At 70.2% G+C, this 20,995-nt stretch carries 17 protein-coding genes and 1 tRNA gene; 12 read left to right on the forward strand and 6 right to left on the reverse strand.

Annotation, left to right across the window (positions count from 1 at the left end):
• The first annotated feature begins 54 nt into the window (after positions 1 to 54).
• Both LL946_RS13085 and LL946_RS13090 read left to right on the forward strand, forming a co-directional pair.
• A complete protein-coding gene (locus tag LL946_RS13085) occupies positions 55 to 510 on the forward strand; it encodes a molybdenum cofactor biosynthesis protein MoaE (protein ID WP_404381314.1) in 456 nt (151 codons plus the stop codon).
• Positions 507 to 1,670, forward strand: a complete 1,164-nt coding sequence (locus tag LL946_RS13090) for a PDZ domain-containing protein (RefSeq protein ID WP_404381316.1) — start codon at positions 507 to 509, stop codon at positions 1,668 to 1,670. The genes LL946_RS13085 and LL946_RS13090 overlap by 4 nt, the downstream gene beginning before the upstream one ends.
• Before the next feature lie 62 nt (positions 1,671 to 1,732).
• On the opposite strand, the gene LL946_RS13095 is transcribed toward LL946_RS13090, so the two are convergent.
• Entirely contained in the window at positions 1,733 to 2,269 is a 537-nt protein-coding gene (locus LL946_RS13095; RefSeq protein ID WP_404381318.1) for a PPA1309 family protein, read from the reverse strand.
• Positions 2,270 to 2,361: 92 nt separating this feature from the next.
• Between LL946_RS13095 and LL946_RS13100 the strand changes: the two genes are divergently transcribed.
• Complete coding sequence (locus LL946_RS13100; protein WP_404381320.1) at positions 2,362 to 5,493, forward strand: UPF0182 family protein; 3,132 nt, start codon at positions 2,362 to 2,364, stop codon at positions 5,491 to 5,493.
• A 34-nt stretch (positions 5,494 to 5,527) separates the two neighbouring features.
• Here LL946_RS13100 and LL946_RS13105 read toward each other — a convergent pair whose 3' ends face one another.
• A complete protein-coding gene (locus LL946_RS13105; protein WP_404381322.1) occupies positions 5,528 to 6,577 on the reverse strand; it encodes an FUSC family protein in 1,050 nt (349 codons plus the stop codon).
• 150 nt (positions 6,578 to 6,727) lie between these two features.
• Between LL946_RS13105 and LL946_RS13110 the strand changes: the two genes are divergently transcribed.
• The 4 genes from LL946_RS13110 (at position 6,728) to LL946_RS13125 (ending at position 10,995) form a co-directional block, all read left to right on the forward strand.
• A tRNA-Met gene (locus tag LL946_RS13110) sits at positions 6,728 to 6,804 on the forward strand.
• Between the two features lie 90 nt (positions 6,805 to 6,894).
• Positions 6,895 to 8,295 carry an NAD(P)/FAD-dependent oxidoreductase gene (locus tag LL946_RS13115; protein WP_404381324.1) on the forward strand — a complete coding sequence of 467 codons (1,401 nt, stop codon included), beginning with the start codon at positions 6,895 to 6,897 and terminating at the stop codon, positions 8,293 to 8,295.
• A gap of 58 nt (positions 8,296 to 8,353) precedes the next feature.
• On the forward strand, positions 8,354 to 9,640 hold the full coding sequence (locus tag LL946_RS13120) for a M16 family metallopeptidase (protein WP_404381326.1): 1,287 nt from the start codon (positions 8,354 to 8,356) through the stop codon (positions 9,638 to 9,640).
• On the forward strand, positions 9,637 to 10,995 hold the full coding sequence (locus LL946_RS13125; RefSeq protein ID WP_404381327.1) for a M16 family metallopeptidase: 1,359 nt from the start codon (positions 9,637 to 9,639) through the stop codon (positions 10,993 to 10,995). The genes LL946_RS13120 and LL946_RS13125 overlap by 4 nt, the downstream gene beginning before the upstream one ends.
• 10 nt (positions 10,996 to 11,005) lie before the next feature.
• On the opposite strand, the gene hisN is transcribed toward LL946_RS13125, so the two are convergent.
• Positions 11,006 to 11,788, reverse strand: a complete 783-nt coding sequence (hisN, locus tag LL946_RS13130; RefSeq protein ID WP_404381329.1) for a histidinol-phosphatase — start codon at positions 11,786 to 11,788, stop codon at positions 11,006 to 11,008.
• A 193-nt stretch (positions 11,789 to 11,981) separates the two neighbouring features.
• Here hisN and LL946_RS13135 point away from each other — a divergent pair, with 193 nt between their 5' ends.
• The 5 genes from LL946_RS13135 to LL946_RS13155 all read left to right on the forward strand — a co-directional run bounded on the left by LL946_RS13135 (position 11,982) and on the right by LL946_RS13155 (position 18,033).
• Positions 11,982 to 13,640 (forward strand): ABC transporter substrate-binding protein, encoded by a 1,659-nt coding sequence (locus LL946_RS13135; RefSeq protein ID WP_404381331.1) that lies wholly within the window; start codon positions 11,982 to 11,984, stop codon positions 13,638 to 13,640.
• A 277-nt stretch (positions 13,641 to 13,917) separates the two neighbouring features.
• Complete coding sequence (locus tag LL946_RS13140) at positions 13,918 to 14,847, forward strand: ABC transporter permease (RefSeq protein ID WP_404381333.1); 930 nt, start codon at positions 13,918 to 13,920, stop codon at positions 14,845 to 14,847.
• Positions 14,840 to 15,760: an ABC transporter permease gene (locus LL946_RS13145; protein ID WP_404381335.1), complete on the forward strand. Its 921-nt coding sequence runs from the start codon at positions 14,840 to 14,842 to the stop codon at positions 15,758 to 15,760. The genes LL946_RS13140 and LL946_RS13145 overlap by 8 nt, the downstream gene beginning before the upstream one ends.
• A 16-nt stretch (positions 15,761 to 15,776) precedes the next feature.
• Positions 15,777 to 16,811 (forward strand): ABC transporter ATP-binding protein, encoded by a 1,035-nt coding sequence (locus tag LL946_RS13150; RefSeq protein ID WP_404381337.1) that lies wholly within the window; start codon positions 15,777 to 15,779, stop codon positions 16,809 to 16,811.
• Positions 16,804 to 18,033 carry an ABC transporter ATP-binding protein gene (locus tag LL946_RS13155; protein ID WP_404381339.1) on the forward strand — a complete coding sequence of 410 codons (1,230 nt, stop codon included), beginning with the start codon at positions 16,804 to 16,806 and terminating at the stop codon, positions 18,031 to 18,033. Before LL946_RS13150 ends, LL946_RS13155 begins: the two co-directional genes overlap by 8 nt.
• 99 nt (positions 18,034 to 18,132) lie before the next feature.
• Here the strand turns inward: LL946_RS13155 and rsgA are convergent, their stop codons facing one another.
• The 3 genes from rsgA to LL946_RS13170 are packed head-to-tail and all read right to left on the reverse strand — an operon-like array spanning position 18,133 to position 20,988.
• Positions 18,133 to 19,164, reverse strand: coding sequence for a ribosome small subunit-dependent GTPase A (gene rsgA / locus LL946_RS13160; RefSeq protein WP_404381341.1), 1,032 nt, complete (start codon positions 19,162 to 19,164; stop codon positions 18,133 to 18,135).
• Positions 19,164 to 20,462 (reverse strand): 3-phosphoshikimate 1-carboxyvinyltransferase, encoded by a 1,299-nt coding sequence (aroA, locus tag LL946_RS13165; protein WP_404381343.1) that lies wholly within the window; start codon positions 20,460 to 20,462, stop codon positions 19,164 to 19,166. The genes rsgA and aroA overlap by 1 nt, the downstream gene beginning before the upstream one ends.
• Complete coding sequence (locus tag LL946_RS13170; RefSeq protein ID WP_404381345.1) at positions 20,449 to 20,988, reverse strand: DoxX family protein; 540 nt, start codon at positions 20,986 to 20,988, stop codon at positions 20,449 to 20,451. Before LL946_RS13170 ends, aroA begins: the two co-directional genes overlap by 14 nt.
• Positions 20,989 to 20,995: the final 7 nt, after the last annotated feature.

Below are 20,995 nucleotides of genomic sequence, written 5' to 3' on the forward strand. Positions count from 1 at the left end.
GTCTCATCAGTACCCAACCACGGATGGCCCGGGGATAGTTCCGAGGAGGACCGCGTGCAGCACGACGTCAGAAGCGGCTCCGCCGTCCCCGCCACCGTCTCCCTCGCCGAGATCCGTGAGTCGCCGCTGTCGGTCGACGAGGTCCTCGCCGCGGTGCAGGACCCGACGTGTGGCGGCATCACGCTCTTCGTCGGGGTCGTGCGTGACCACGACCGTGGCCAGGAGGTGTCCTCCCTCGACTACTCCGTGCACCCGACCGCGGCCGAGCGTCTCGCGGAGGTGACCGCGGTCGTCGCGGCCCGCTCGGGCGCCGTCCGCCTCGCCGCGCTGCACCGCAGTGGTCACCTCGACATCGGTGACGTCGCCGTGGTCGTGGCCGCCTCCGCCGCCCACCGGGACGCCGCCTTCGCCGCCTGCCGCGACCTCATCGACACCCTCAAGGCCGAGGTCCCGATCTGGAAGCACCAGCACCTGGGTGACGGCGCGACCGAGTGGGTCGGCCTGCCGTGACCACCCACGAACCCGCTGCCCCCGGGGGCAGCGAGCAGCCGGACGTGCCCGAGCAGGGCTCGGCCGACCCGTCCCGCTCCGAGCGGCTCGCGCACGCAGTGCGCGGCACCGACCCGTATGCCGTGAGCCGCCGCAGCGGCGGCCTGCTCTCCTCGTTGTTCCTCGTCATCGTCCTCGCGGCGGGACTCTCGTTCATCCCGCTGCCCTACGTCGTCTTCGAGCCGGGCCCGGTCGCCAACACCCTCGGCCAGCTCGACGGCAAGGCGATCGTGGAGATCAGGGGAGCCACGGCATACCCCGCCAAGGGTTCGCTCGACTTCACCACGGTGCGGGTGCTCGGCGGACCGGGGGACCGGATCAACCTGTTCGACCTCGCGCAGGCCGCCCTGCGCAAGGACTATGAGGTCTACAAGCGCGAGGAGATCTATCCCGAGGACGCCACCCGCGAGGAGATCCAGCAGGAGAACACCGCCGAGATGGTCGACTCCCAGGAGGTCGCGGCGGCGATCGCGCTGCGCGAGACCGGTCGCGTCGTCCCCGAGCGGGTCCTCGTGTCGCAGGTCCCGGACGGGTCACCCGCCAAGGGTGTGCTCGAGGCGGGTGATGAGTTCGTCTCCGTCGCCGGCAGCCCGACCCCGGACGCGTCGGCGGTCCAGGCGGCCGTCCGGGCTCAGAAGGCCGGGCAACCAGTGTCCATGGTCGTCCGCCGGGACGGCACCGAGAAGACGCTCTCCGTCCCCACCCGCGACAACCAGGGCGTGACGATCGTCGGCGTGCTGCTCGGTCGCGACTACGAGCTCCCCGTCGACGTGAGGATCACCGCCGGCGACGTCGGCGGTCCGTCCGCCGGGACGATGTTCACCCTCGCCGTCTACGACCTGCTCACGCCCGGCGACCTCACCGCCGGCAAGAACATCGCGGGCACGGGGACGATGGAGCCCGACGAGTCGGTCGGCCCCATCGGAGGCATCCGCCAGAAGCTGTCGGGCGCACGCAGCGGGGGCGCCGACTACTTCCTCGCCCCTGCCGACAACTGTGACGAGGTCGTCGGTCACGTCCCCGACGGGCTCGAGGTCGTCAAGGTGGGCTCCTTCGACGATGCCCTCGGCGCCGTCAAGGCGATTGCCGCCGACGAGGTGGACTCGCTCCCGCGCTGTTGATGCTCAACCGGGTCGCTGCGCTCGCCGGTCGGCGTGCGAGTCGGTCGGAGTGCCGGTTCCGGTCAGTCGGTGAAGGTGGACCGCAGCGCAGAGACGAGACCGGGCGCGATGTCGCTCCCGGTCGCGACCCGGTCGTCGCTGTCGTGCTCGCGCTGGCGCAGCAGGCAGATGCTGCGACCGTCACGGGTCACCGCAGCGAGGAGGCGCACGTCGCGCCGGTCGGGGTGCTCCGCCAGGGCGGCGACGGCGGCGTCGCGGTCCGCGGGCAGGTCACGCTCTGCCTCCGGGGGGACGACGAGTCGCTCGACGACGATGGCGCACCCGAGCACCGTGTCGGGCCAGGCGATCTGACCCAGGAGTGACTCGATCGACTCGTTGTCCGGGAGGTCCTCCTGCTCGATGGCCGTGAGCGCACCGGCCACCTGGTCGGAGACCGTGAGGCCCGCGGCGAGCTGCGGCTCCCGGGTGACGAGGTCGGCGGTCGACACGAGGGCGAACAGCCTCGGCGGCTGGTCCCAGCCGGCCGAGGCGACGTGGCGCTCGGTGTCGAGGGCCGCGAGGGACAGTGGGTCGGTCACGGGCTGCGAGGGGCGAGTCACGAACCCATCGTGCCGCACTCAGATTCGGGAGATAGGTTGGCCCTTCAGCCCGGGCCCTCCCGGGGAGCTTCACGACCTGGAGTCAGCGAGCAGTGAGTCGGTCAGAGTGGTTCGACGGCATCGACCCCGAGGATGCGGACAAGCAGTCGGGTGGGTCCGGTCCGCGTGACCCGGGTGGGCCGGCCCGCGGCCCCGGCCCCGGGGGAGCAGGTTCAGGTCCAGGTGTGCCGGGCCGTCGCCCCGGCCGCCCGGGTGGTCCCGGGGTCCCGCCCAAGAGGGGCCCGCTCGGCACCACGCTCGTCATCCTCGCGGTGCTCGCGATCCTCGCGCTCATGGCGGCCGGCGTCCTCACCGACGTCTGGTGGTACGACTCGGTCGGTTTCCGTGACGTCTTCCTGACCCAGCTGGGCACGCGTGTCCTGCTCTTCGTCGCCGCCTTCGTGCTCACGGCCGGCGCGGTCGCTGCGAGCCTCGTCGTGGCCTACCGCTCCCGCCCGCTGCGCATCCTCCCGTCGCCGTCGGCACAGGTGCTCGACCAGTACCGCCAGGTCCTCGACCCGTTGGGCCGGCTCGCGACGGTCGTCGTGCCGTCCGTCCTCGGCCTGCTCGCCGGCGCCGCTGCCATGGGTGCCTGGCGCACCTTCCTCCTCTGGCGCAACGCGGAGCCGTTCGGCACCAAGGACCCCCAGTTCGGGCTCGACGTGGGCTTCTTCGTGTTCACGCTCCCGTGGCTGCGGTTCCTCGTCAGCTTCTTCACCGTGGTGCTGCTGCTGGCGCTGCTCGCTGCCGCCTTCACCCACTACGTCTACGGCGGGCTCCAGCTGCCCGGACGCGGCGAGACGACGCGCGCCGCCTTCATCCAGATCGCCACCCTCGCCTCGCTGCTGGCCCTCGTGCGCGCGGCTGCCTACTGGCTCGACCGCTACAGCCTCACGACGCACGAGTCACGGCTCATCACCGGCATCACCTACACCGACGCCAACGCCGTGCTGCCGATCAAGGCCATCCTCGCCGTCGCGACGGTGATGTGCGCCGGCTTCTTCATCGCCTCGATCTGGACGCGCAGCTGGCGCCTGCCGCTCATCGGCGTCGGACTCCTCACGGTGATCTCCGTCGTCGCCGGCGGGCTCTACCCGGCCGCGGTCCAGTCGCTCAAGGTGCGCCCCTCCGAGAAGTCGCTCGAGGCGCAGTACATCCAGCGCAACATCGACGCCACGCGCGCCGCCTTCGGCATCGACGGGATCAAGAAGACGCCCTACTCGGCCACGACCGACGCCGAGCCCGGGCAGCTGCGCGAGGACGCCGAGACCATCCCCGGCATCAGGCTCGTCGACCCCAACGTCGTCTCGCCGACCTTCCGCCAGTTCGAGGGACTGCGCCAGTACTACGCCTTCCCGGACATCCTCGACGTCGACCGCTACGCCATCGACGGCAAGAAGAGCGACTCGGTCGTCGCCGTCCGCGAGCTCAACCTCGCCGGTGTCCCCGAGGGGCAGCGCAACTGGCTCAACGACCACACCGTCTACACCCACGGCTTCGGCTTCATCGGCGCGTACGGCAACAAGAGGACGAGCGAGGGCGACCCGCAGTTCTTCTCGAGCGGGTTCTCCACCAAGGGCCCGATGGGTGCCGACTATGAGCCCCGCATCTACTTCGGCGAGGAGTCCCCGGAGTACTCCATCGTCGGTGCGCCCGACGGCGCCAAGCCGCGTGAGTTCGACTTCCCGGACGACAGGGGAGAGGGCGGCCAGGCCAACAACACCTACGAGGGCAGCGGAGGGGTCGGCCTCGGCTCGTTCTTCCGCAAGGTCGCGTATGCCGTGAAGTACCGCGAGCCGAAGTTCCTGCTGTCCGACGCGGTCAACTCCGACTCCCGACTCCTCGACCACCGGGGCCCGCGTGAGCGCGTCGAGCGGGTCGCTCCCTGGCTCACCGTCGACGGCAACGCCTACCCGGCCGTCGTCGACGGACGGGTCAAGTGGATCGTCGACGGCTACACGACGACGGCTCGCTACCCCAACAGCCGCCTCACCGACCTCGAGGAGGCGACCTCCGACTCGGTGAGCGAGCGGTCCAGCGTCGTCGTGGCCGGCGCTGGCCAGGTCAACTACATCCGCAACGCGGTCAAGGCCACCGTCGACGCCTACGACGGCCAAGTCAAGCTCTACGGCTGGGACACCACTGACCCGATCCTCAAGGCCTGGAGCAAGGCTTTCCCCGGCGCGGTCTCACCGATGTCAGAGATGTCGGGGCAGCTCATGAGCCACGTCCGCTACCCGCAGGACCTCTTCAAGGTCCAGCGCCAGCTGCTGGCGAGCTACCACGTCGCCGACGCCAACTCGTTCTACGGCGGTGGCGACTTCTGGCAGGTCCCGAAGGACCCGACGCATGCGACCCAGGACCAGCCGGTCTACTACCAGTCGCTCGCCATGCCCGACCAGGCCGCACCCGCCTTCTCGCTGACGACGACGTTCATCCCCCGGGGCAGCGGTCGCGAGATCCTGCGCGGCTTCCTCGCCGTCGACTCCGACGCCGGCGCGGCGGCGGGCAAGCCGGCGGAGGGCTACGGCTCGATGCGACTGCTCGAGCTGCCACGCAACTCGGCCGTGGACGGGCCCGGCCAGGTGCAGAACCAGATCGAGGTCTCCACGGCGAGGTCGCAGAGCCCCAGCGAGCCGCTCAACCTCAGCCAGTTCATCGCGCAGAACCGCCAGTCCGGCAAGCAGCTGACCTACGGCAACCTCCTCACGCTCCCCGTGGGCGAGGGACTGCTCTACGTCCAGCCGATGTACGTGCAGGCCTCGCGTGAGGGTGGCTCGTTCCCGCAGAACAAGGCAACGGTTGCCGTCTTCGGCAAGCGCATCGCCTGGGGCGAGACCCTCGACCAGGCCCTCGACGCCCTGTTCGGTGGCAACTCCGGGGCGAGCGCCGGGGACAGCGGGTCCGAGCCCGGGACGCCGACGACCCCGGGTGGTCCGACGCCACCGGACCAGACTCCGAGCGCCCAGCTGGCCCAGATCATCAAGGACATCGAGGCAGCCAACCTCGCGGGTCAGGCGGCCCTCAAGAAGGGTGACTTCGCGGCATACGGCGAAGCGCAGAAGGACCTCCAGGACGCGATCGCGCGGGCCAGCGCCCTCAGTCCGCAGCTCATCGCACCGACTCCTACTGCGAGCGGGTCGGGAACGCCGACACCGACGCCGACCCCCTCGCCCTCTCCCTGAGGAGACCGGGTCCGACGTCCCGGAGCTGCCGCGCTCACCACTGGTGGGCGCGGCGGTTCTCGACCGCGAGCAGCAGCACCGCCGCGGCGGCACCGATGAGCGTCTCGACCCCCCGGTCGAGGAGGAGGTCCGGCGAGGAATGCGCGGTGCCGAGCTGCCCCATGAGCAGCGCCATGGGAGTGATGAACAGCAGTGCCAGGCCGTAGTTGCGGCCGACGAGGAGCTCGGTGACGACCTGGAGCACCACGACGACGAGGACGAGGGGCACCGGGTCGAGCTCGAGCAGCAGCAGCGGGATGCTCGTGAGCAGCCCGAGCAGGGTGCCCGCGATGCGGTGTCCCGCACGCAACGCCTGGTGGGACCGCCCCCGGACGCTGAGAGGGGCCGCAGCAGCGACCATGGCCCACCAGGGGTGACCCAGGCCGGCGGCCGTGGCGACGGCGCCTGCCACCGCGACGGCGAGCATGTAGCGGAGGGGGTCCGGGCTCCTCGGGGAGGCCAGCCTCGGTCGCGGCCGAGAGGGGGTCCGTGCCACCACGGCGCCGATGCTGCCCACGGCGAGCGCGAATGCGGCGCTCGCCGCACTCACGAAGATGGCGACCGGGACGTCCGACCACGCGGCGTCCGTCGCCGACACCGTTCCCAGCGCGAAGATGAGGAACAGCGGTCCTGAGGGGTGCCAGTCGAGCACCGTCGACGCGACGGACCCCAGCCCTGCGACCCCGACGGCCGCCAGCACGAGGACCCAGGGACCGGCCGACCCAGCCGCCAGCAGCGCTCCCAGAGCGACGCAGGTGACCAGCCCGACGGCGGCGGTGGCCTGCATCACCGCCCGTGGGAGGTGGACGTGGTTGCGACCGTAGAGCGAGGTGAACGCGCCGAAGGCGGCGTACACCGCCCACGGGGTGCGACCGAGCGCGACCACGGTGAGCAGCGGGACCGCGACACTGATCCCGGCCCTGAGGGCGATGCGGTGCGATCCCGGCGGCACCGGGTTGAGCCGCAGCAGGTCCCGGACGCCGAAGTCGAGCGTGGGTGGGCGCGCGGTCGGGCCTGTCCGGCGTCGCCCGGCGAGTCTCCACATGCGGGCCATCGTCGCACCGCCGAAGGCTGCCGAGGGCGGCCCGGCAGGCCTCACCGGACACCCCGAGAGTGTGTGTGGCACCGGATTTGGTCCTCGCGACGGAGTCCCGTAACCTAGGGATCACCGAGCGGCCGCAAGGTCCTCACTCGACGCGGGGTGGAGCAGCTCGGTAGCTCGCCGGGCTCATAACCCGGAGGTCGCAGGTTCAAATCCTGCCCCCGCTACCAACCGACAACGGCGGGTCGTCCCAGACGGCCCGCCGTTTGTCAGTTTCCGACCGGGTGGTGGTCACCCGGCCTGTCTCCAGGAGGCACAGCATGGCAGCGCACCGCGTCGTCGTCATCGGCTCGGGGTTCGGTGGCCTTTTCGGCACGCAGGCGCTGCGTCGCCGCAAGGACGTCGAGATCACGCTCGTGGCCAAGACGACCCACCACCTCTTCCAGCCGCTGCTCTACCAGGTGGCAACGGGCATCCTCTCCGAGGGCGGCATCTCGCCGAGCACCCGTGAGATCCTCGCGGGCCAGAAGAACGCCCGCGTCATCCTCGGGACGGTCATCGGCATCGACCTCACGGCCAAGACGGTGACGAGCGAGGTGCTCGGACGCCAGACCGTCACGCCCTTCGACACCCTGCTCGTCGCGGCGGGAGCCGGCCAGTCCTACTTCGGCAACGACCACTTCGCCGAGTACGCCCCGGGCATGAAGAGCATCGACGACGCCCTCGAGCTGCGCGGGCGCATCTTCGGTTCGTTCGAGTGGGCCGAGCTCGCCACCGCGCCGGCCGAGCGCGACCGCTACCTCACCTTCGTCGTCGTCGGTGCCGGTCCCACCGGCGTCGAGATGGCCGGGCAGATCGCCGAGCTGGCCCACCGCACCCTCAAGAGGGACTTCCGTGCGATCGACACCCGTCAGGCCAGGATCGTGCTGCTCGACGCCGCGCCCAAGGTGCTGCCCTCCTTCGGCGAGCGGCTCGGTGGAGCCGCCAAGGACCGGCTCACCAAGATGGGCGTCGAGGTCGAGCTCGGCACCAAGGTCGTCGGCGTGGACTCGACGGGCATCGACATCGAGAAGGCCGACGGCACCCGCGACCGGATCGAAGCGGCCACCAAGGTGTGGGCCGCCGGCGTCCAGGGCTCCGAGCTGGGTGCGATGCTCGCCGCCCAGTCCGATGCCGAGCTCGACCGCGCCGGCCGCGTCAAGGTCAACCCCGACCTCACCCTGCCGGGCCGCCCCGACGTCTACGTCGTCGGCGACATGGCGGCGCTCGACAACCTCCCGGGGGTCGCCCAGGTCGCCATCCAGGGTGCGCGCTACGCCGCCAAGCACCTCAAGGCCCGGCTGGACGGCAAGCCCGCGCCCGAGAAGTTCGCGTACTTCGACAAGGGGTCGATGGCCACGATCTCGCGGTTCAGCGCCGTGGCGAGCGTCGGCAAGCTCCGGTTCTCCGGCTTCCTCGCGTGGGTGCTGTGGCTGGCCATCCACATCGTCTACCTCATCGGCTTCAAGCAGCGGATCACGACCCTCCTGCACTGGATGGTGAGCTTCATCGGCCGCGGCCGCTCCGAGCGGACGGTGACGGCGCAGCAGATCCTCGCCCGCAACATCATCCGCAAGCTCGACCCCGAGGACCTGCCGAAGCTCCCCGTCGTGGACTCCGACCACGCCCCTGCCCCTGCGGTCCGGACCGACGACGCCGCGGAGGCCGAGCGCGCCGTCTGATCCCGCACGCCCCCTCCGACCGACGGCCGGTCACGACGCGGGCACGTAGGGTGGCGGCATGCCGCTCGACTACCCGGTCCACGAGCGCACCCTGGACAACGGGCTGCGTGTCGTCGTCTCACCGGACCCCAGCGTCCCCAACGTCACCGTCAACATCTGGGTGGGTGTCGGCAGCCGCCACGAGGCGCCGGGGCGGACGGGGTTCGCGCACCTCTTCGAGCACCTCATGTTCCAGGGGTCGCGCAACGTCGCCAGCGGTGAGCACTTCGAGGCGCTCATGGGGCAGGGCGGGCGGCTCAATGCCACGACGTGGTTCGACCGCACGAACTACTTCGAGACCGTGCCCAAGGGCGCCCTCGAGCTGGCGCTGTGGCTGGAGGCCGACCGCCACGGCCACCTCCTCGACGCAGTGAGCCAGGCCAACCTCGACAACCAGCGGGACGTCGTCAAGGAGGAGAAGCGCCAGCGCTACGACAACCAGCCCTACGGCAACGCGCTCATCGACGTCTACGCGGCCACGTTCCCCGAGGGGCACCCCTACCACCACCCCACGATCGGCTCGATGGAGGACCTCGACGCCGCGAGCCTCGACGACGTCCATGCGTTCTTCCGGCGCCACTACGCCCCGGACAACACCGTCCTCACGCTCTGCGGTGACGTCACGCCGGAGGACGGATTCGCCCTCCTGGAGCGCTATTTCGGCTCGATCGAGTCCAACGCGGAGCCGCGACGCGGTCCGGTCGACGCACTCCCGCCCCTGTCGGAGCCGGTGCGCGTCGAGCGCCGCGAGGACGTCCCCAACGACCGGCTGCACGTCGCGTTCCGGCTGCCCGTCGACGAGACCGAGGAGTTCAACGCCGCGAGCCTGGCCCTCGACGCTCTCGGTGGCCTGGCGTCCTCGCGTCTGGTCCGCCGTCTCGTCCGCAAGGAGCAGACGGCGCTCGGGGCCCACGCCACGTCGTGGGGCTTCGTGGACGGCGTCTCGCTCGGCTTCTTCGTCCTCGACATCGGCGACGAGGCCGACACGGATGCCGTCGAGACGGCCCTCGTCGAGGAGCTCGAGCGGTTCGCGGTCGAGGGCCCGACGGAGGCCGAGATGGATGCAGCCCTCGCCCAGGCCGAGCGGGCCTGGCTCTCGATGCTCGCGAGCCAGGAGGAGCGCGCCGACGCGCTCTCGCACTACGCCGCGCTCCACGGCGACCCGAACCTCGTCAACACCCACCTCGACCGGCTGCGGGCCGTCACGCCCGAGCAGGTCCGGGTGGCCGCGGCCACCTGGTTGCGCCCCGAGAGCCGGGCCGTCGTCGCCTACCGCTCCGAGATCGAGACCGAGGAGGTCGCATGAGCACCGTGGCCGTGCCCCGACCCGAGGTCGCCCCACCGGAGCCGTGGGCCTTCCCCCTGCCCGACGAGTCGGTGACCACCAACGGCATACGCCTTCTCTCGTATGCCGTCCCCGGCCAGTACGTCATCTCGCTGCGCCTCGTCGTCCCGCTCTCGCTCACCGACGAGCCGCCGGAGCTGGAAGGCGTGGCGGCGATGACCGCGCGCCTGCTCGACGAGGGCACGCTCCACCACTCGAGCGAGGAGTTCGCCGAGCTGATGGAACGCACCGGCATGGCGCTCGGGGCCTCGGTGACCGACGGCGCGCTCAGCGTCGACGTCGACGTGCCGCAGCGGTTCGTGCCCCAGGCCCTCGCGCTGCTCCGTCAGGCGCTGGCCGAGCCGGCCTTCCCCGAGGACGAGGTCCGCCGGATCCTGCGCAGCCGCCTCGCCGAGATCGAGCAGGAGAGGGCGTCGGCCCCGCACCGCGCGGCGCGCGAGCTCACCGCCACTCTATGGGCCCCGACCGAACGCGCCTCGAGGCCGGCGGCCGGCACCCCGGCGACCGTAGCCGCCATGACTCGCGCCGACATCGTGGCGTTCCATCGGGCTCACGTCGGTCCTCGCGGTGCGACGCTCGTCGTCGCGGGCGACCTCGGTGACGTCGACGTGGCTGCCGTGGTCGAGGCGGGTCTGGGGGAGTGGGTCAACCCGGACCACGAGCCCGCGACGCCGGCGCGACCGCCGGTGCCTGCCGGTGGAGGGGCTCGAGTCGTCCTCGTCGACCGGCCGGGGTCGGTCCAGAGCGAGCTGTCGGTCGCGGTGCCGGGCCCCGACCGGTCGGTCGAGACGGGCTGGGCGCCCTACCCGGTCCTCAGCTTCATCATCGGAGGGTCGCCGAGTGCCCGCGTCGACGCCGTCCTGCGTGAGGACAAGGGCTACACCTACGGCATCCGGGCAGCCTTCCGTCCCCGGGCCAGGGGCGGCTCGTTCATCACGGCCGGCTCGGTCCGGGCCGACGCCACCGTTGACGCCCTGAGGCTCCTCGTCGACATCCTCGACAAGGCACGAGAAGGGTTCTCCGACAGCGAGATCCGCGCCGGGGTCGACTACGTCGTCCAGACCGCTCCGGGGCGCTACGCGACCGCCGACGCGGTCGCGGACGAGGCGTCCGCACTGGCGATCGAGGGCCTGCCGCTCGACTTCCAGACGACCACGCTCGCTGCCATGCGCGAGCTCGACGACGCTCGTCTCAGCGCGGCATACGCGCACGTCGCCACGGGGGAGTGGGTCATCGTCGTCGTCGGCGACGCCACGAGCCTGCGCGAGGGCATCGAGGCACTGGGCCTGGGTCCGGTCACGGTCGTCGCGAGCTGAGCGCGGTTCGTCAGAGGCCGATTCGCGCGAGCACGTCGTCGTGCAGGTGGCCGTTGGTGGCCACGGCGTTGCCGCCGAAGGGACCCTCCTCGCCCTTGAGTGAGGTGAACCGTCCACCGGCCTCGGTGACGATCGGCGCGAGCGCCACCATGTCGTGCAGGTTGAGCTCCGGCTCGGCCGCGATGTCGACGGCGCCCTCGGCCAGGAGCATGTACGACCAGAAGTCGCCGTAGGCCCGTTCGCGCCAGCAGTCGCGGGCCAGGTCGATCATGGCCTCCTGCCGGCCGACCGACTCCCACGACGTCATCGAGCTGTAGGAGAGGGAGGCGTCGCCGATCCGGGAGACGTTCGAGACCGAGATGCGGCGCGCCGAGGTCAGGCTGCGCCCGGCCCAGGCGCCGCTGCCCACCGCGGCCCACCACCGCCGGTTCAGCGCGGGAGCCGCCACCAGGCCCAGCACGGGCCGGCCCGCGTCGATGAGCCCGATGAGGGTGGCCCACACCGGGACGCCGCGCACGAAGTTGTGGGTGCCGTCGATCGGGTCGATGACCCACTGACGTGGCCCGTGGCCCGTGGGGTCCATCTCCTCACCGATCACCGCGTCGCGCGGGCGGGTGCGCTTGAGCTGTGAGCGCACGAGCTCCTCGGCGCTCCGGTCGGCGTCACTGACGAGGGTGAGGTCGGGCTTGGACTCCACGTGGAGGTCCTCGGCGCGGAAGCGGGAGACCGTCACTCGCTCCACGGCGTCCGCGAGGACGTGGGCAAGTCGCAGGTCGTCGTCGTAGGTCGGCACGCCCGTCACCGTAGCCCCTCACAACGGTCACAATCGGGTCTCGTGTCGGTCACGCCTCTCCCGCGCGTCGCCGATCTGGTCTTACATGGGGACCGCGCGCCTTCAGGGCACGCTGGGGCCACCCGACCGGGTTCGGCTCTCACTGATGTCCGTTCACTTTCCCTGGGACGGATCGACACGTAGGAGGACATCCATGCGAGGAACCACTCGCACGGTGGCCGTTGCCGGTATCTCGGCGGCAGCACTGCTGCTCGCAGGTTGTGGCGGCGGCAGCGAAGAGGGCGGCGACACGACCGACACCGCGGCCAAGACCGGCGGCGCCATCATGGTCCGTGGCTGCAACCCCGAGAACCCCCTGATCGCGGGCAACACGTCCGAGACCTGTGGTGGCAACGTTCTCGACGTCGTGACGGCCAAGCTCGTCAAGTACAACGTCGACACGGCTGCCCCCGAGAACGACATCGCTGAGTCGATCGAGACCTCGGACAACCAGAACTTCACGGTCAAGCTCAAGGCCGACTACAAGTTCCACGACGGCACCGTCGTCAAGGCGAAGAACTTCGTCGACGCCTGGAACTACACCGCTTACGGCCCCAACGCCCAGCTCGGCTCCTACTTCTTCGAGCCGATCGAGGGCTACGGCGACCTGCAGTCCGAGGACCCGGACGGCGAGGAGGGCCCCCAGAAGGCTCCCGAGCCCAAGGCCAAGGAGATGACCGGTCTCAAGGTCGTCGACGACACCACGTTCACGATCAAGACGACCGAGAAGGTCTCGAACCTCCCCGTCCGTCTCGGCTACACCGCCTTCGCGCCGCAGCCCGACGCTTTCTTCGCTGACCCGAAGACCTTCGGCGACAAGCCGATCGCTGCCGGCCCCTACAAGGTCGACGCCTGGACCAAGAACGCCGAGATCAAGCTCTCCAAGTTCGCCGACTACAGCGGCGCCAAGAAGGGCAACCTCGACAACATCACGTTCAAGATCTACCAGGACAGCAACGCGGCCTACGCCGACGTCCAGGCGAACCAGCTCGACGTGACCGACGAGGTCCCGGCCAGCGCCCAGATCGACGACAAGTACAAGACCGACCTTCCGGACCGCAACCTCCAGAAGCCGGTCGGCGTCATCCAGACGATCACCACGGCCCCGGCCAAGGTGGACCCGAACTACGGTCCCGAGGTCCGCAAGGCCATCTCGATGGCGATCAACCGTGAGGCCATCATCAAGGCCATCTTCAACGGCACGCGTGAGCCCGCCACCGGCTGGGTCTCCCCGGTCGTCGACGGCTACAAGGCCGACGTCTGTGGCGAGTTCTGCAAGTACGACCCGGCGAAGGCCAAGGAGCAGCTCGCCAAGGCGGGTGGCTTCAAGGGCGGCAAGATCACCCTCTCCTACAACGCGGACGGATCGCACAAGGAGTGGACCGAGGCCACCTGCAACAGCATCAAGCAGGCTCTCAGCGTCGACTGTGTCGCCACCCCGGTGGTCGACTTCTCCACCTTCCGGACCCAGATCCACGACCGGAAGATGAAGGGCATGTTCCGCACCGGTTGGCAGATGGACTACCCGTCGATCGAGAACTTCCTCGCGCCGCTCTACGGCACGGGCGCCTCGTCCAACGACGGTGACTACTCCCGCCCGGAGTTCGACGCCAAGCTCAAGGAGGCCGCTGCGGCCACCGACGCTGCCGAGTCGAACAAGCTCTACCAGGAGGCCGAGGCGTTCCTCGCCGAGGACATGGCGACCATCCCGCTGTGGTACTCCACGACCACCATGGGTTGGTCGGACAAGGTCACCAACGTCAAGGTCACGCCGTTCGGTGTGCCGGACTACGCGAGCATCTCGCTGAAGTGACCCCAGCGCGTCGGGTGAGCACCTGACCCGACATCAGCAGGCTGTCGGCCTGCCGGCACTCGCCGGCAGGCCGACAGCATGCCGGGGGTACATTCCCCCCATGGGGCCACCGCGCCCCCACCAGAGCTGCGCCCGACCTTTGCGCCACGGTGCGTCAGGTATGTTGCAGTCCTGGCTGGCTCACAAGGCCATACCAAACTTCTTGAGATGAGCGCACGCCGTCTCGCCGTGCCCCTCCGCCACCGCGGACTGGGCCGACTGTGACCCAGGAGGTGACATGGGCAAGTACATCGTCAGGCGACTGCTGCAGATGATCCCGGTGGTTCTGGGAGCAACCTTCATCATCTTCGCCATGGTCTTCGCCCTGCCCGGAGACCCGACCGCCGGCAAGTGTGGCGAGCGCCCCTGCTCGCCCGAGTACGTCGCGAAGTTCCGCGAGGAGCACAACCTCAACGACCCGCTGCCCGTGCAGTACGGCAAGTACCTCGGCAAGTTCGTCCAGGGCGACCTCGGGACGAACTACTACGGGATCCCCGTCAAGGAGGACCTCGCCAAGCGCTACACGATCACCGGACGCCTCGCCCTGATGGCGATCGGCTTCGAGATCGTCATCGGCATCCTCGCCGGCACCCTCGCAGGGGTGCGCAAGGGTAAGTTCATCGACAACCTCGTGACGGTGAGCACGCTGTTCGTCATCTCGATCCCGGTCTTCGTCATCGGTGTCCTCCTCCAGTACCAGTTCGGCATCAAGTGGGGGCTCTTCCCTGCCACGGTCCCGAGCCTCGAGGCCTCGACCTGGTCGCTCGTGCTGCCGGCGTTCGTGCTCGGCTCGCTCTCCATCGCCTACGTCGCGCGGCTCACGAGGACCAACCTTGTCGAGAACCTCCGGGCTGACTACGTGCGGACTGCGGTGGCCAAGGGCCTGACCAAGCGCCGCGCCGTGGGTGTGCACACGCTGCGCAACTCGCTCATCCCCGTGGTGACCTACATCGGTGCCGACTTCGGCAGCCTCCTCGGGGGGGCCATCGTGACCGAGCGCATCTTCAACATCCAGGGTGTCGGCGGCTACATCTGGAAGGGCATCAACTCCCGTGACGGCGTGGCCGTCGTGTCCACGGTGACGGTGCTCGTCGTCGTCTACCTGCTCGTCAACCTGCTCGTCGACCTGCTCTACGGCGTGCTCGACCCGAGGATCAGCCATGACTGAGTCCCTCGCTGCCGGTCTCACTCCCGCAGCCACCGACGACATCGGCGAGGCCCGCTCGCTGGGTCAGGACGCGTGGCGATCGCTGCGCAAGAACGCCATGTTCTGGATCTCGGTCACCCTCATCGCGCTCTTCGTGCTCATGGCGATCTGGCCCTCGTTGTTCACACAGACCGACCCCGCCTTCGGCGACATCAACAACGTCCGTGCGAAGCCCAGCGCAGACGCCTTTTTCGGAACCGACACCCAGGGCTACGACATCTTCGCCCGCACGATCTACGGAGCCCGCGCGTCGGTCATCGTGGGCATCTGCGCGTCCGCTGCGACACTGCTCGTGGGTGGCGTCATCGGTGTCGTCGCCGGCTTCTACGGCGGGTGGCTCGACGCAGTGGTGTCGCGCATCACCGACATCTTCTTCGCCATCCCACTGCTCCTCGGCGGCATCCTCTTCATGGCGAGCTTCCCCAACGGTGCTGACACGCCCTATCTCGTCATCGTCGGCAAGGTCGTGCTCACCCTGACGATCTTCGGATGGCCCTCGATCGCGCGGCTCATGCGGTCGAGCGTCCTGCAGGTCATGCCGAACGAGTACGTCCTCGCCGCGCGCGCCCTGGGCGCCAGCCCGTGGCGGATCATCCGGTCGCACATCCTGCCCAACGCCCTGGCCCCGGCGATCGTCGTGTCCACGATCAACCTCGGCGCGTTCATCGTGGCGGAGGCGACCCTGTCCTTCCTCGGCATCGGCCTGACCCCGCCGGCGATCTCGTGGGGTGTCGCGATCAGCGACGCCCTCGTGGCCGTCCGCACGTACCCGCACATCCTTCTCTTCCCCAGTCTGTTCCTCAGCCTCGCGGTCCTGGCGTTCATCCTGCTCGGCGATGCCGTGCGTGACGCCTTCGACCCGAAGTCTCGATGAGCAGGAGGAGCCACACGTGACCACCACCACCACCAAGTCAGTGGCGCCTGCGTCGGACTACAAGCCCGACGCCGACGGCACCCTGCTCGAGGTCGACGACCTCTACGTCGAGTTCCACACCGCCGAGGGCATCGCCAAGGCGATCAACGGCGTGTCCTTCAACCTGCACCAGGGCGAGACCCTCGCGATCCTGGGTGAGTCGGGTTCCGGCAAGTCGGTGACCGCGCAGGCGATCATGGGCATCCTCGACATGCCGCCCGCGGTCATCCCGTCGGGGGCCATCCGCTACTGCGGCCAGGACCTCCTCACCATGCCCGAGGAGCAGCGGCGCAAGGCGCGGGGCCCGGAGATCTCGATGATCTTCCAGGACGCGCTGAGCTCGCTCAACCCGACCTTCCCGGTCGGCTGGCAGATCGGTGAGATGTTCCGGCAGCACCGGGGCATGAACAAGTCCGACGCCTACGCCCAGGCCGTTCGCCTCATGGAGCGCGTCGCCATTCCCGGAGCCAAGGAGCGGGTGAAGAACTACCCGCACCAGTTCTCCGGCGGTATGCGCCAGCGCATCATGATCGCCATGGCGATCGCGCTCGACCCGGCGGTCCTCATCGCCGACGAGCCGACCACCGCCCTCGACGTCACCGTCCAGGCACAGATCATGGCCCTGCTCGCTGAGCTCCAGGAGGAGCGTCAGATGGGCCTCATCCTCATCACCCACGACCTCGGGGTCGTCGCGGACGTCGCCGACCGGGCGTCGGTGATGTATGCCGGCCGCATCGTCGCGCAGGCGGGGATCGAGGACCTCTACGCCCGTCCCGCGCACCCCTACACCCGCGGTCTGCTGGAGTCGATCCCGCGGCTCGACCAGAAGGGCCAGACGCTGGCCGCCATCGGCGGACTGCCGCCGAACCTCACCCGGATCCCGCCGGGCTGCGCCTTCAACCCGCGCTGCCGGATGGCCCAGGACATCTGCCGTACCGACGAGCCCGCCCTGCGGCACGTCGCCAACCAGGACTCTGCCTGCCACTTCGCCGAGGAGGTCCTCAATGGCTGACGTCATTCTCAAGGCCGACAACCTCTACAAGCACTACCCCATCAAGGGTGGGGTGCTGCGCACCACGACCGGTCACGTCAAGGCCGTCGACGGGGTCTCGTTCGAGCTCCAGCGGGGTGAGACCCTCGGCATCGTCGGTGAGTCCGGCTGTGGCAAGTCGACCCTCGGACGCGTGCTCATGCGCCTCGAGGAGCCGACCTCCGGCACGGTGAACTTCGACGGAGTCGACATGTTCTCGCAGGGCGGGTCGGCGATGCGCAAGCTGCGTCGCGACATCCAGATCGTGTTCCAGGACCCCTACACCTCGCTCAACCCGCGCAAGACGGTCGGCGACATCATCGGGGAGCCCTTCGAGATCCACTCCGACGTGGTGCCCAGGGGTGGTCGCAAGAAGGCGGTCCAGGAGCTCCTCGAGCTGGTGGGCCTCAACCCGGAGCACATCAACCGCTACCCGCACCAGTTCTCCGGTGGCCAGCGCCAGCGCATCGGCATCGCCCGCGGCATCGCCCTGCGGCCCAAGGTGCTCATCTGCGACGAGCCGGTCTCGGCACTGGACGTCTCGGTGCAGGCTCAGGTCATCAATCTCATGGAGAAGCTGCAGGACGAGCTCGGACTCTCCTACATCTTCATCGCCCACGACCTCTCGGTCGTCCGGCACATCTCCGACCGCGTCGGAGTCATGTACCTCGGGCGCATGGTCGAGCTCGGCACCGAGGAGGAGATCTACCAGCGGCCGACGCACCCCTACACGCAGGCGCTGCTGTCCGCGGTCCCCGTCCCGGACCCGCTCATGCGTGGCAAGCGTGAGCAGATCGTCCTCAGCGGCGACGTGCCGTCACCGGCCAACCCGCCGTCGGGCTGCCGCTTCCACACGCGGTGCTTCAAGGCCCAGGACCGCTGCAGTGTCGACGACCCCGAGCTCATCGACCGCCCCGACGGTGTCTCGCAGCATCGCTCGGCCTGCCTCTTCGCCGAGCCCCGCGTCATCGTCGAGACGGTCGACGTGAGCGACGTCCAGCCCGACGAGCGGTTCGCCAGCACCGACGTCGTCGACCTCGACGCGTTCGCCGAGGGCGAGGACAGCCTCCTGCCGGCGGATGCCTCCAGTGTGGCCAACCGCTCGCACGTCGTGGGCGAGACCGAGGGTCCGCTGGACCGTCCGGCCGACATCCACCGCCTCATCGACGACGAGCCGACCGAGAAGCGGGACCCGCGGGTCTGACCCGCACGGTCGCTCGCTCGACTGCGCGAACGACGAGGGCCCGGACGGAGCAATCCGTCCGGGCCCTCGCGTCGTCCTGCGGGCTGCTGCGCGCCGGCCTCAGTCGCCCTTCTCGGGCGTGCGCGCGCGCAGCAGCCGCCGAAGGGACTCCAGGCGTGAGGCCCCTGCGGGACCGGCGTGCCCGCCCGCGACCCAGGCGTCCAGGGCGCACTCCTCCTCGTCGTGGGTGCACCCGCGCGGGCAGTCGTCGGTCCCCGCCTCGAGGTCGGGGAAGTGCGTGATGATCCGCTGGGGTTCGACGTGGGCGAGCCCGAACGACCGGATCCCGGGGGTGTCGATGACCCAGCCGTCGCCGTCCGGGAGCCTCAGCGCCACCGCCGACGTGCTCGTATGCCGTCCGCGCCCGGTCACGACGTTGACGACGCCGATCGCTCGGTAGGCGTCCGGCACCAAGGCGTTGACGAGGGTGGACTTGCCCACCCCTGAGTGCCCGACGAGCACACTGACCCGGCCCCGGAGGGCGTCACGCACGGCGTCGAGGCCGTCGGTGCCGTCGGTCCCCGCGGTGGCGGTGACGACGGCCGGAACCTCGAGGGGCGCGTAGTTCTCGAGGAACGGCGCCGGGTCCGCGAGGTCGGCCTTGGTGAGGGCAAGGAGCGGTGACATCCCGGCGTCGTAGGCAGCGACGAGACAGCGGTCGATGAGTCGCGGACGGGGCTCGGGATTGGCCAGCGCCGAGACGACCACGAGCTGGTCGGCGTTGGCGACGATGACACGCTCGACCGGGTCGGTGTCGTCAGCGGTACGGCGCAGCAACGTTCGACGGGGCTCGACCCGCACGATCCGGGCGAGGGCGTCGGGGCTGCCCGAGACGTCCCCCACGAGCGCGACGTCATCACCGACGACGATGCCCTTGCGTCCGAGCTCGCGGGCGCGCATCGCGATGACGACCCGCTCCTCGGCGAGTCCGTCCGCGACGAGGACGTGGTAGCGGCCACGGTCGACACCCGTCACCATCGCGGGGATGGCGTCGAGGTGGGCGGGGCGGTCCTTGGACCGCGGGCGGCTGTTTCGCTTGTTCGGCCGGATCCGGACGTCGGACTCGTCGTAGTCGCTGCTCGAGCGGGCCATCAGGCGGTGCGCCCCTGGGCTGCGGGCTCGCCGAGCATGGCCGACCACAGGTGGGTGAAGGTCGGCAGGGTCTTGCCCACGGTGCCGGGATCCTCGAGCACGAGTCCGGGGACGGCGAGGCCGAGGAGGGCGCCGGCCATGACCATCCGGTGGTCGCCGTAGGTGTGGAAACGACTGGGGGAGAGGGGTCTTGGGACGATGTGGAGACCGTCGTCGGTCTCGGTGACCTCGGTGCCGAGGGCACCGAGCTCTCGAGCGAGGGCAGCCAGGCGGTCTGTCTCGTGTCCCCGGATGTGGGCGACACCGCGGATCATCGTGGGTCCGTCCGCGAGGGCTGCGAGGGCTGCGACGACCGGCGTCAGCTCGCTGGCGTCGTGGAGGTCGAGGTCCACCCCGGTGAAGCCGTCGGGCGCGCTCACGGTGAGGCCGTCGCGGGCCAGCACGACGTCGGCGCCCATCTCGTCGAGGATGTCGCGGATGTCGTCACCGGCCTGGGTGGTGTGCTGCGGCCAGCCGGGGACGCGGACTCGGCCCCGGGTCACGAGGGCGGCGGCGAGGAACGGCGCGGCGTTGGAGAGGTCGGGCTCGACCTGGACGTCCAGCGGGTTGAGCGGCCCCGGCTCGACACGCCAGGTGTCGGGCTCACCGTCGTCGACGTCGGCGCCGGCGTCACGCAGGGCCTCGACGGTCATCTCGATGTGCGGCTGGCTCGGGACCGGCGGCCCGTCGTGCGAGATCGTCACACCCTGCTCGTAGTGCGCCCCCGACAGCAGAAGTGCCGAGATGAACTGCGAGGAGGCGGATGCGTCGAGGGTCACCGACCCGCCGCGGACCGAGCCGTCACCACGGACGGTGAACGGCAGCGTGCCCCGCCCGTCGTCGTCCACGCCGACGCCGAGTGCCCGAAGGGCCCCGAGGGCCGGGCCCATCGGACGGGTGCGGGCGTGCGGGTCGCCGTCGAAGTGCACGGCTCCGTCGGTGAGGGCGGCGAGCGGAGGCACGAAGCGCATCACCGTCCCGGCGAGGCCGCAGTCGATGGCGGTGTCACCCGTCGCCGCACCGGGCGTCACGAGCCAGTCGTCCCCGTCCACGTCCTCGACCCCGACACCGAGGGCCCGGAGGGCATCGGCCATGAGGAGGGTGTCGCGCGAGCGCAGCGGAGCCCGCAGGCGTGAGACCCCGCTCGCGCGGGCCGCGAGGACGAGGAAGCGGTTGGTCAGGGACTTGCTGCCGGGGAGCTCGACGGTGGCGTCGACCGGTCCCTCGGCCGTGGGGGAGGTCCAGTCAGGTGAGGGCATTCTGTGCCTGGGCCGCCTTCAGTCGTGCCTCGCGACGGGCCGCCCTGGCGGCGTGCCGTGCCTCTCGCTTGGTCGTGTGCACCGTGCGCTGGGCGCTCGCACCGGCGCGCCGGGCGCGGTAGGCCAGGCTCGGCCTGCCGTCGGTGTCGACAGCAGCGAGCAGGAGCCCGCCGAGCAGGCCGAGGTTCTTGAGGAACTGCACCTTCTGCTGGGCCCGCTTCTGGGGGTCGGACTCGTTCCAGAACGGGTGTGCCGCAAGGGTGGTGGGCACCAAGGTGCCGGCCAGGACCGTCGACGCGATGCGGGGGAGGTGCCCGGTGGCGAGCAGCGCGCCGCCGCCGACCATCGCGACTCCGTTGGCGCGGACGAGCATCTCGGGGTCGTCCGGCAGGCCGGCCTTCGTGGCCTGGTCGAGCACGGGACGGGCCGCCTTGGCCTTGGCTCCGGGGTGCTTGAGCTGGTCGAGCCCACCCACGACGAACATGGCAGCGAGCATGGGACGGGCAACACGACGCACGAGCGACATGGGTCCT

The sequence above is a fragment of the Knoellia locipacati genome (genome assembly GCF_044791685.1).
In the GTDB taxonomy this organism is placed as follows: Bacteria; Actinomycetota; Actinomycetes; order Actinomycetales; family Dermatophilaceae; genus Knoellia; species Knoellia locipacati_A.

Bases quoted from the DNA above. Each gene is read 5' to 3' on its own strand.
- LL946_RS13155 (WP_404381339.1), top strand. From the start codon at position 16,804: ATGGCTGACGTCATTCTCAAGGCCGACAACCTCTACAAGCACTACCCC.
- LL946_RS13145 (WP_404381335.1), top strand. From the start codon at position 14,840: ATGACTGAGTCCCTCGCTGCCGGTCTCACTCCCGCAGCCACCGACGAC.
- LL946_RS13115 (WP_404381324.1), top strand. From the start codon at position 6,895: ATGGCAGCGCACCGCGTCGTCGTCATCGGCTCGGGGTTCGGTGGCCTT.
- LL946_RS13105 (WP_404381322.1), bottom strand. From the start codon at position 6,577: ATGTGGAGACTCGCCGGGCGACGCCGGACAGGCCCGACCGCGCGCCCA.
- LL946_RS13120 (WP_404381326.1), top strand. From the start codon at position 8,354: ATGCCGCTCGACTACCCGGTCCACGAGCGCACCCTGGACAACGGGCTG.
- LL946_RS13170 (WP_404381345.1), bottom strand. From the start codon at position 20,988: ATGTCGCTCGTGCGTCGTGTTGCCCGTCCCATGCTCGCTGCCATGTTC.
- LL946_RS13125 (WP_404381327.1), top strand. From the start codon at position 9,637: ATGAGCACCGTGGCCGTGCCCCGACCCGAGGTCGCCCCACCGGAGCCG.
- aroA (WP_404381343.1), bottom strand. From the start codon at position 20,462: ATGCCCTCACCTGACTGGACCTCCCCCACGGCCGAGGGACCGGTCGAC.
- LL946_RS13135 (WP_404381331.1), top strand. From the start codon at position 11,982: ATGCGAGGAACCACTCGCACGGTGGCCGTTGCCGGTATCTCGGCGGCA.
- LL946_RS13140 (WP_404381333.1), top strand. From the start codon at position 13,918: ATGGGCAAGTACATCGTCAGGCGACTGCTGCAGATGATCCCGGTGGTT.
- rsgA (WP_404381341.1), bottom strand. From the start codon at position 19,164: ATGGCCCGCTCGAGCAGCGACTACGACGAGTCCGACGTCCGGATCCGG.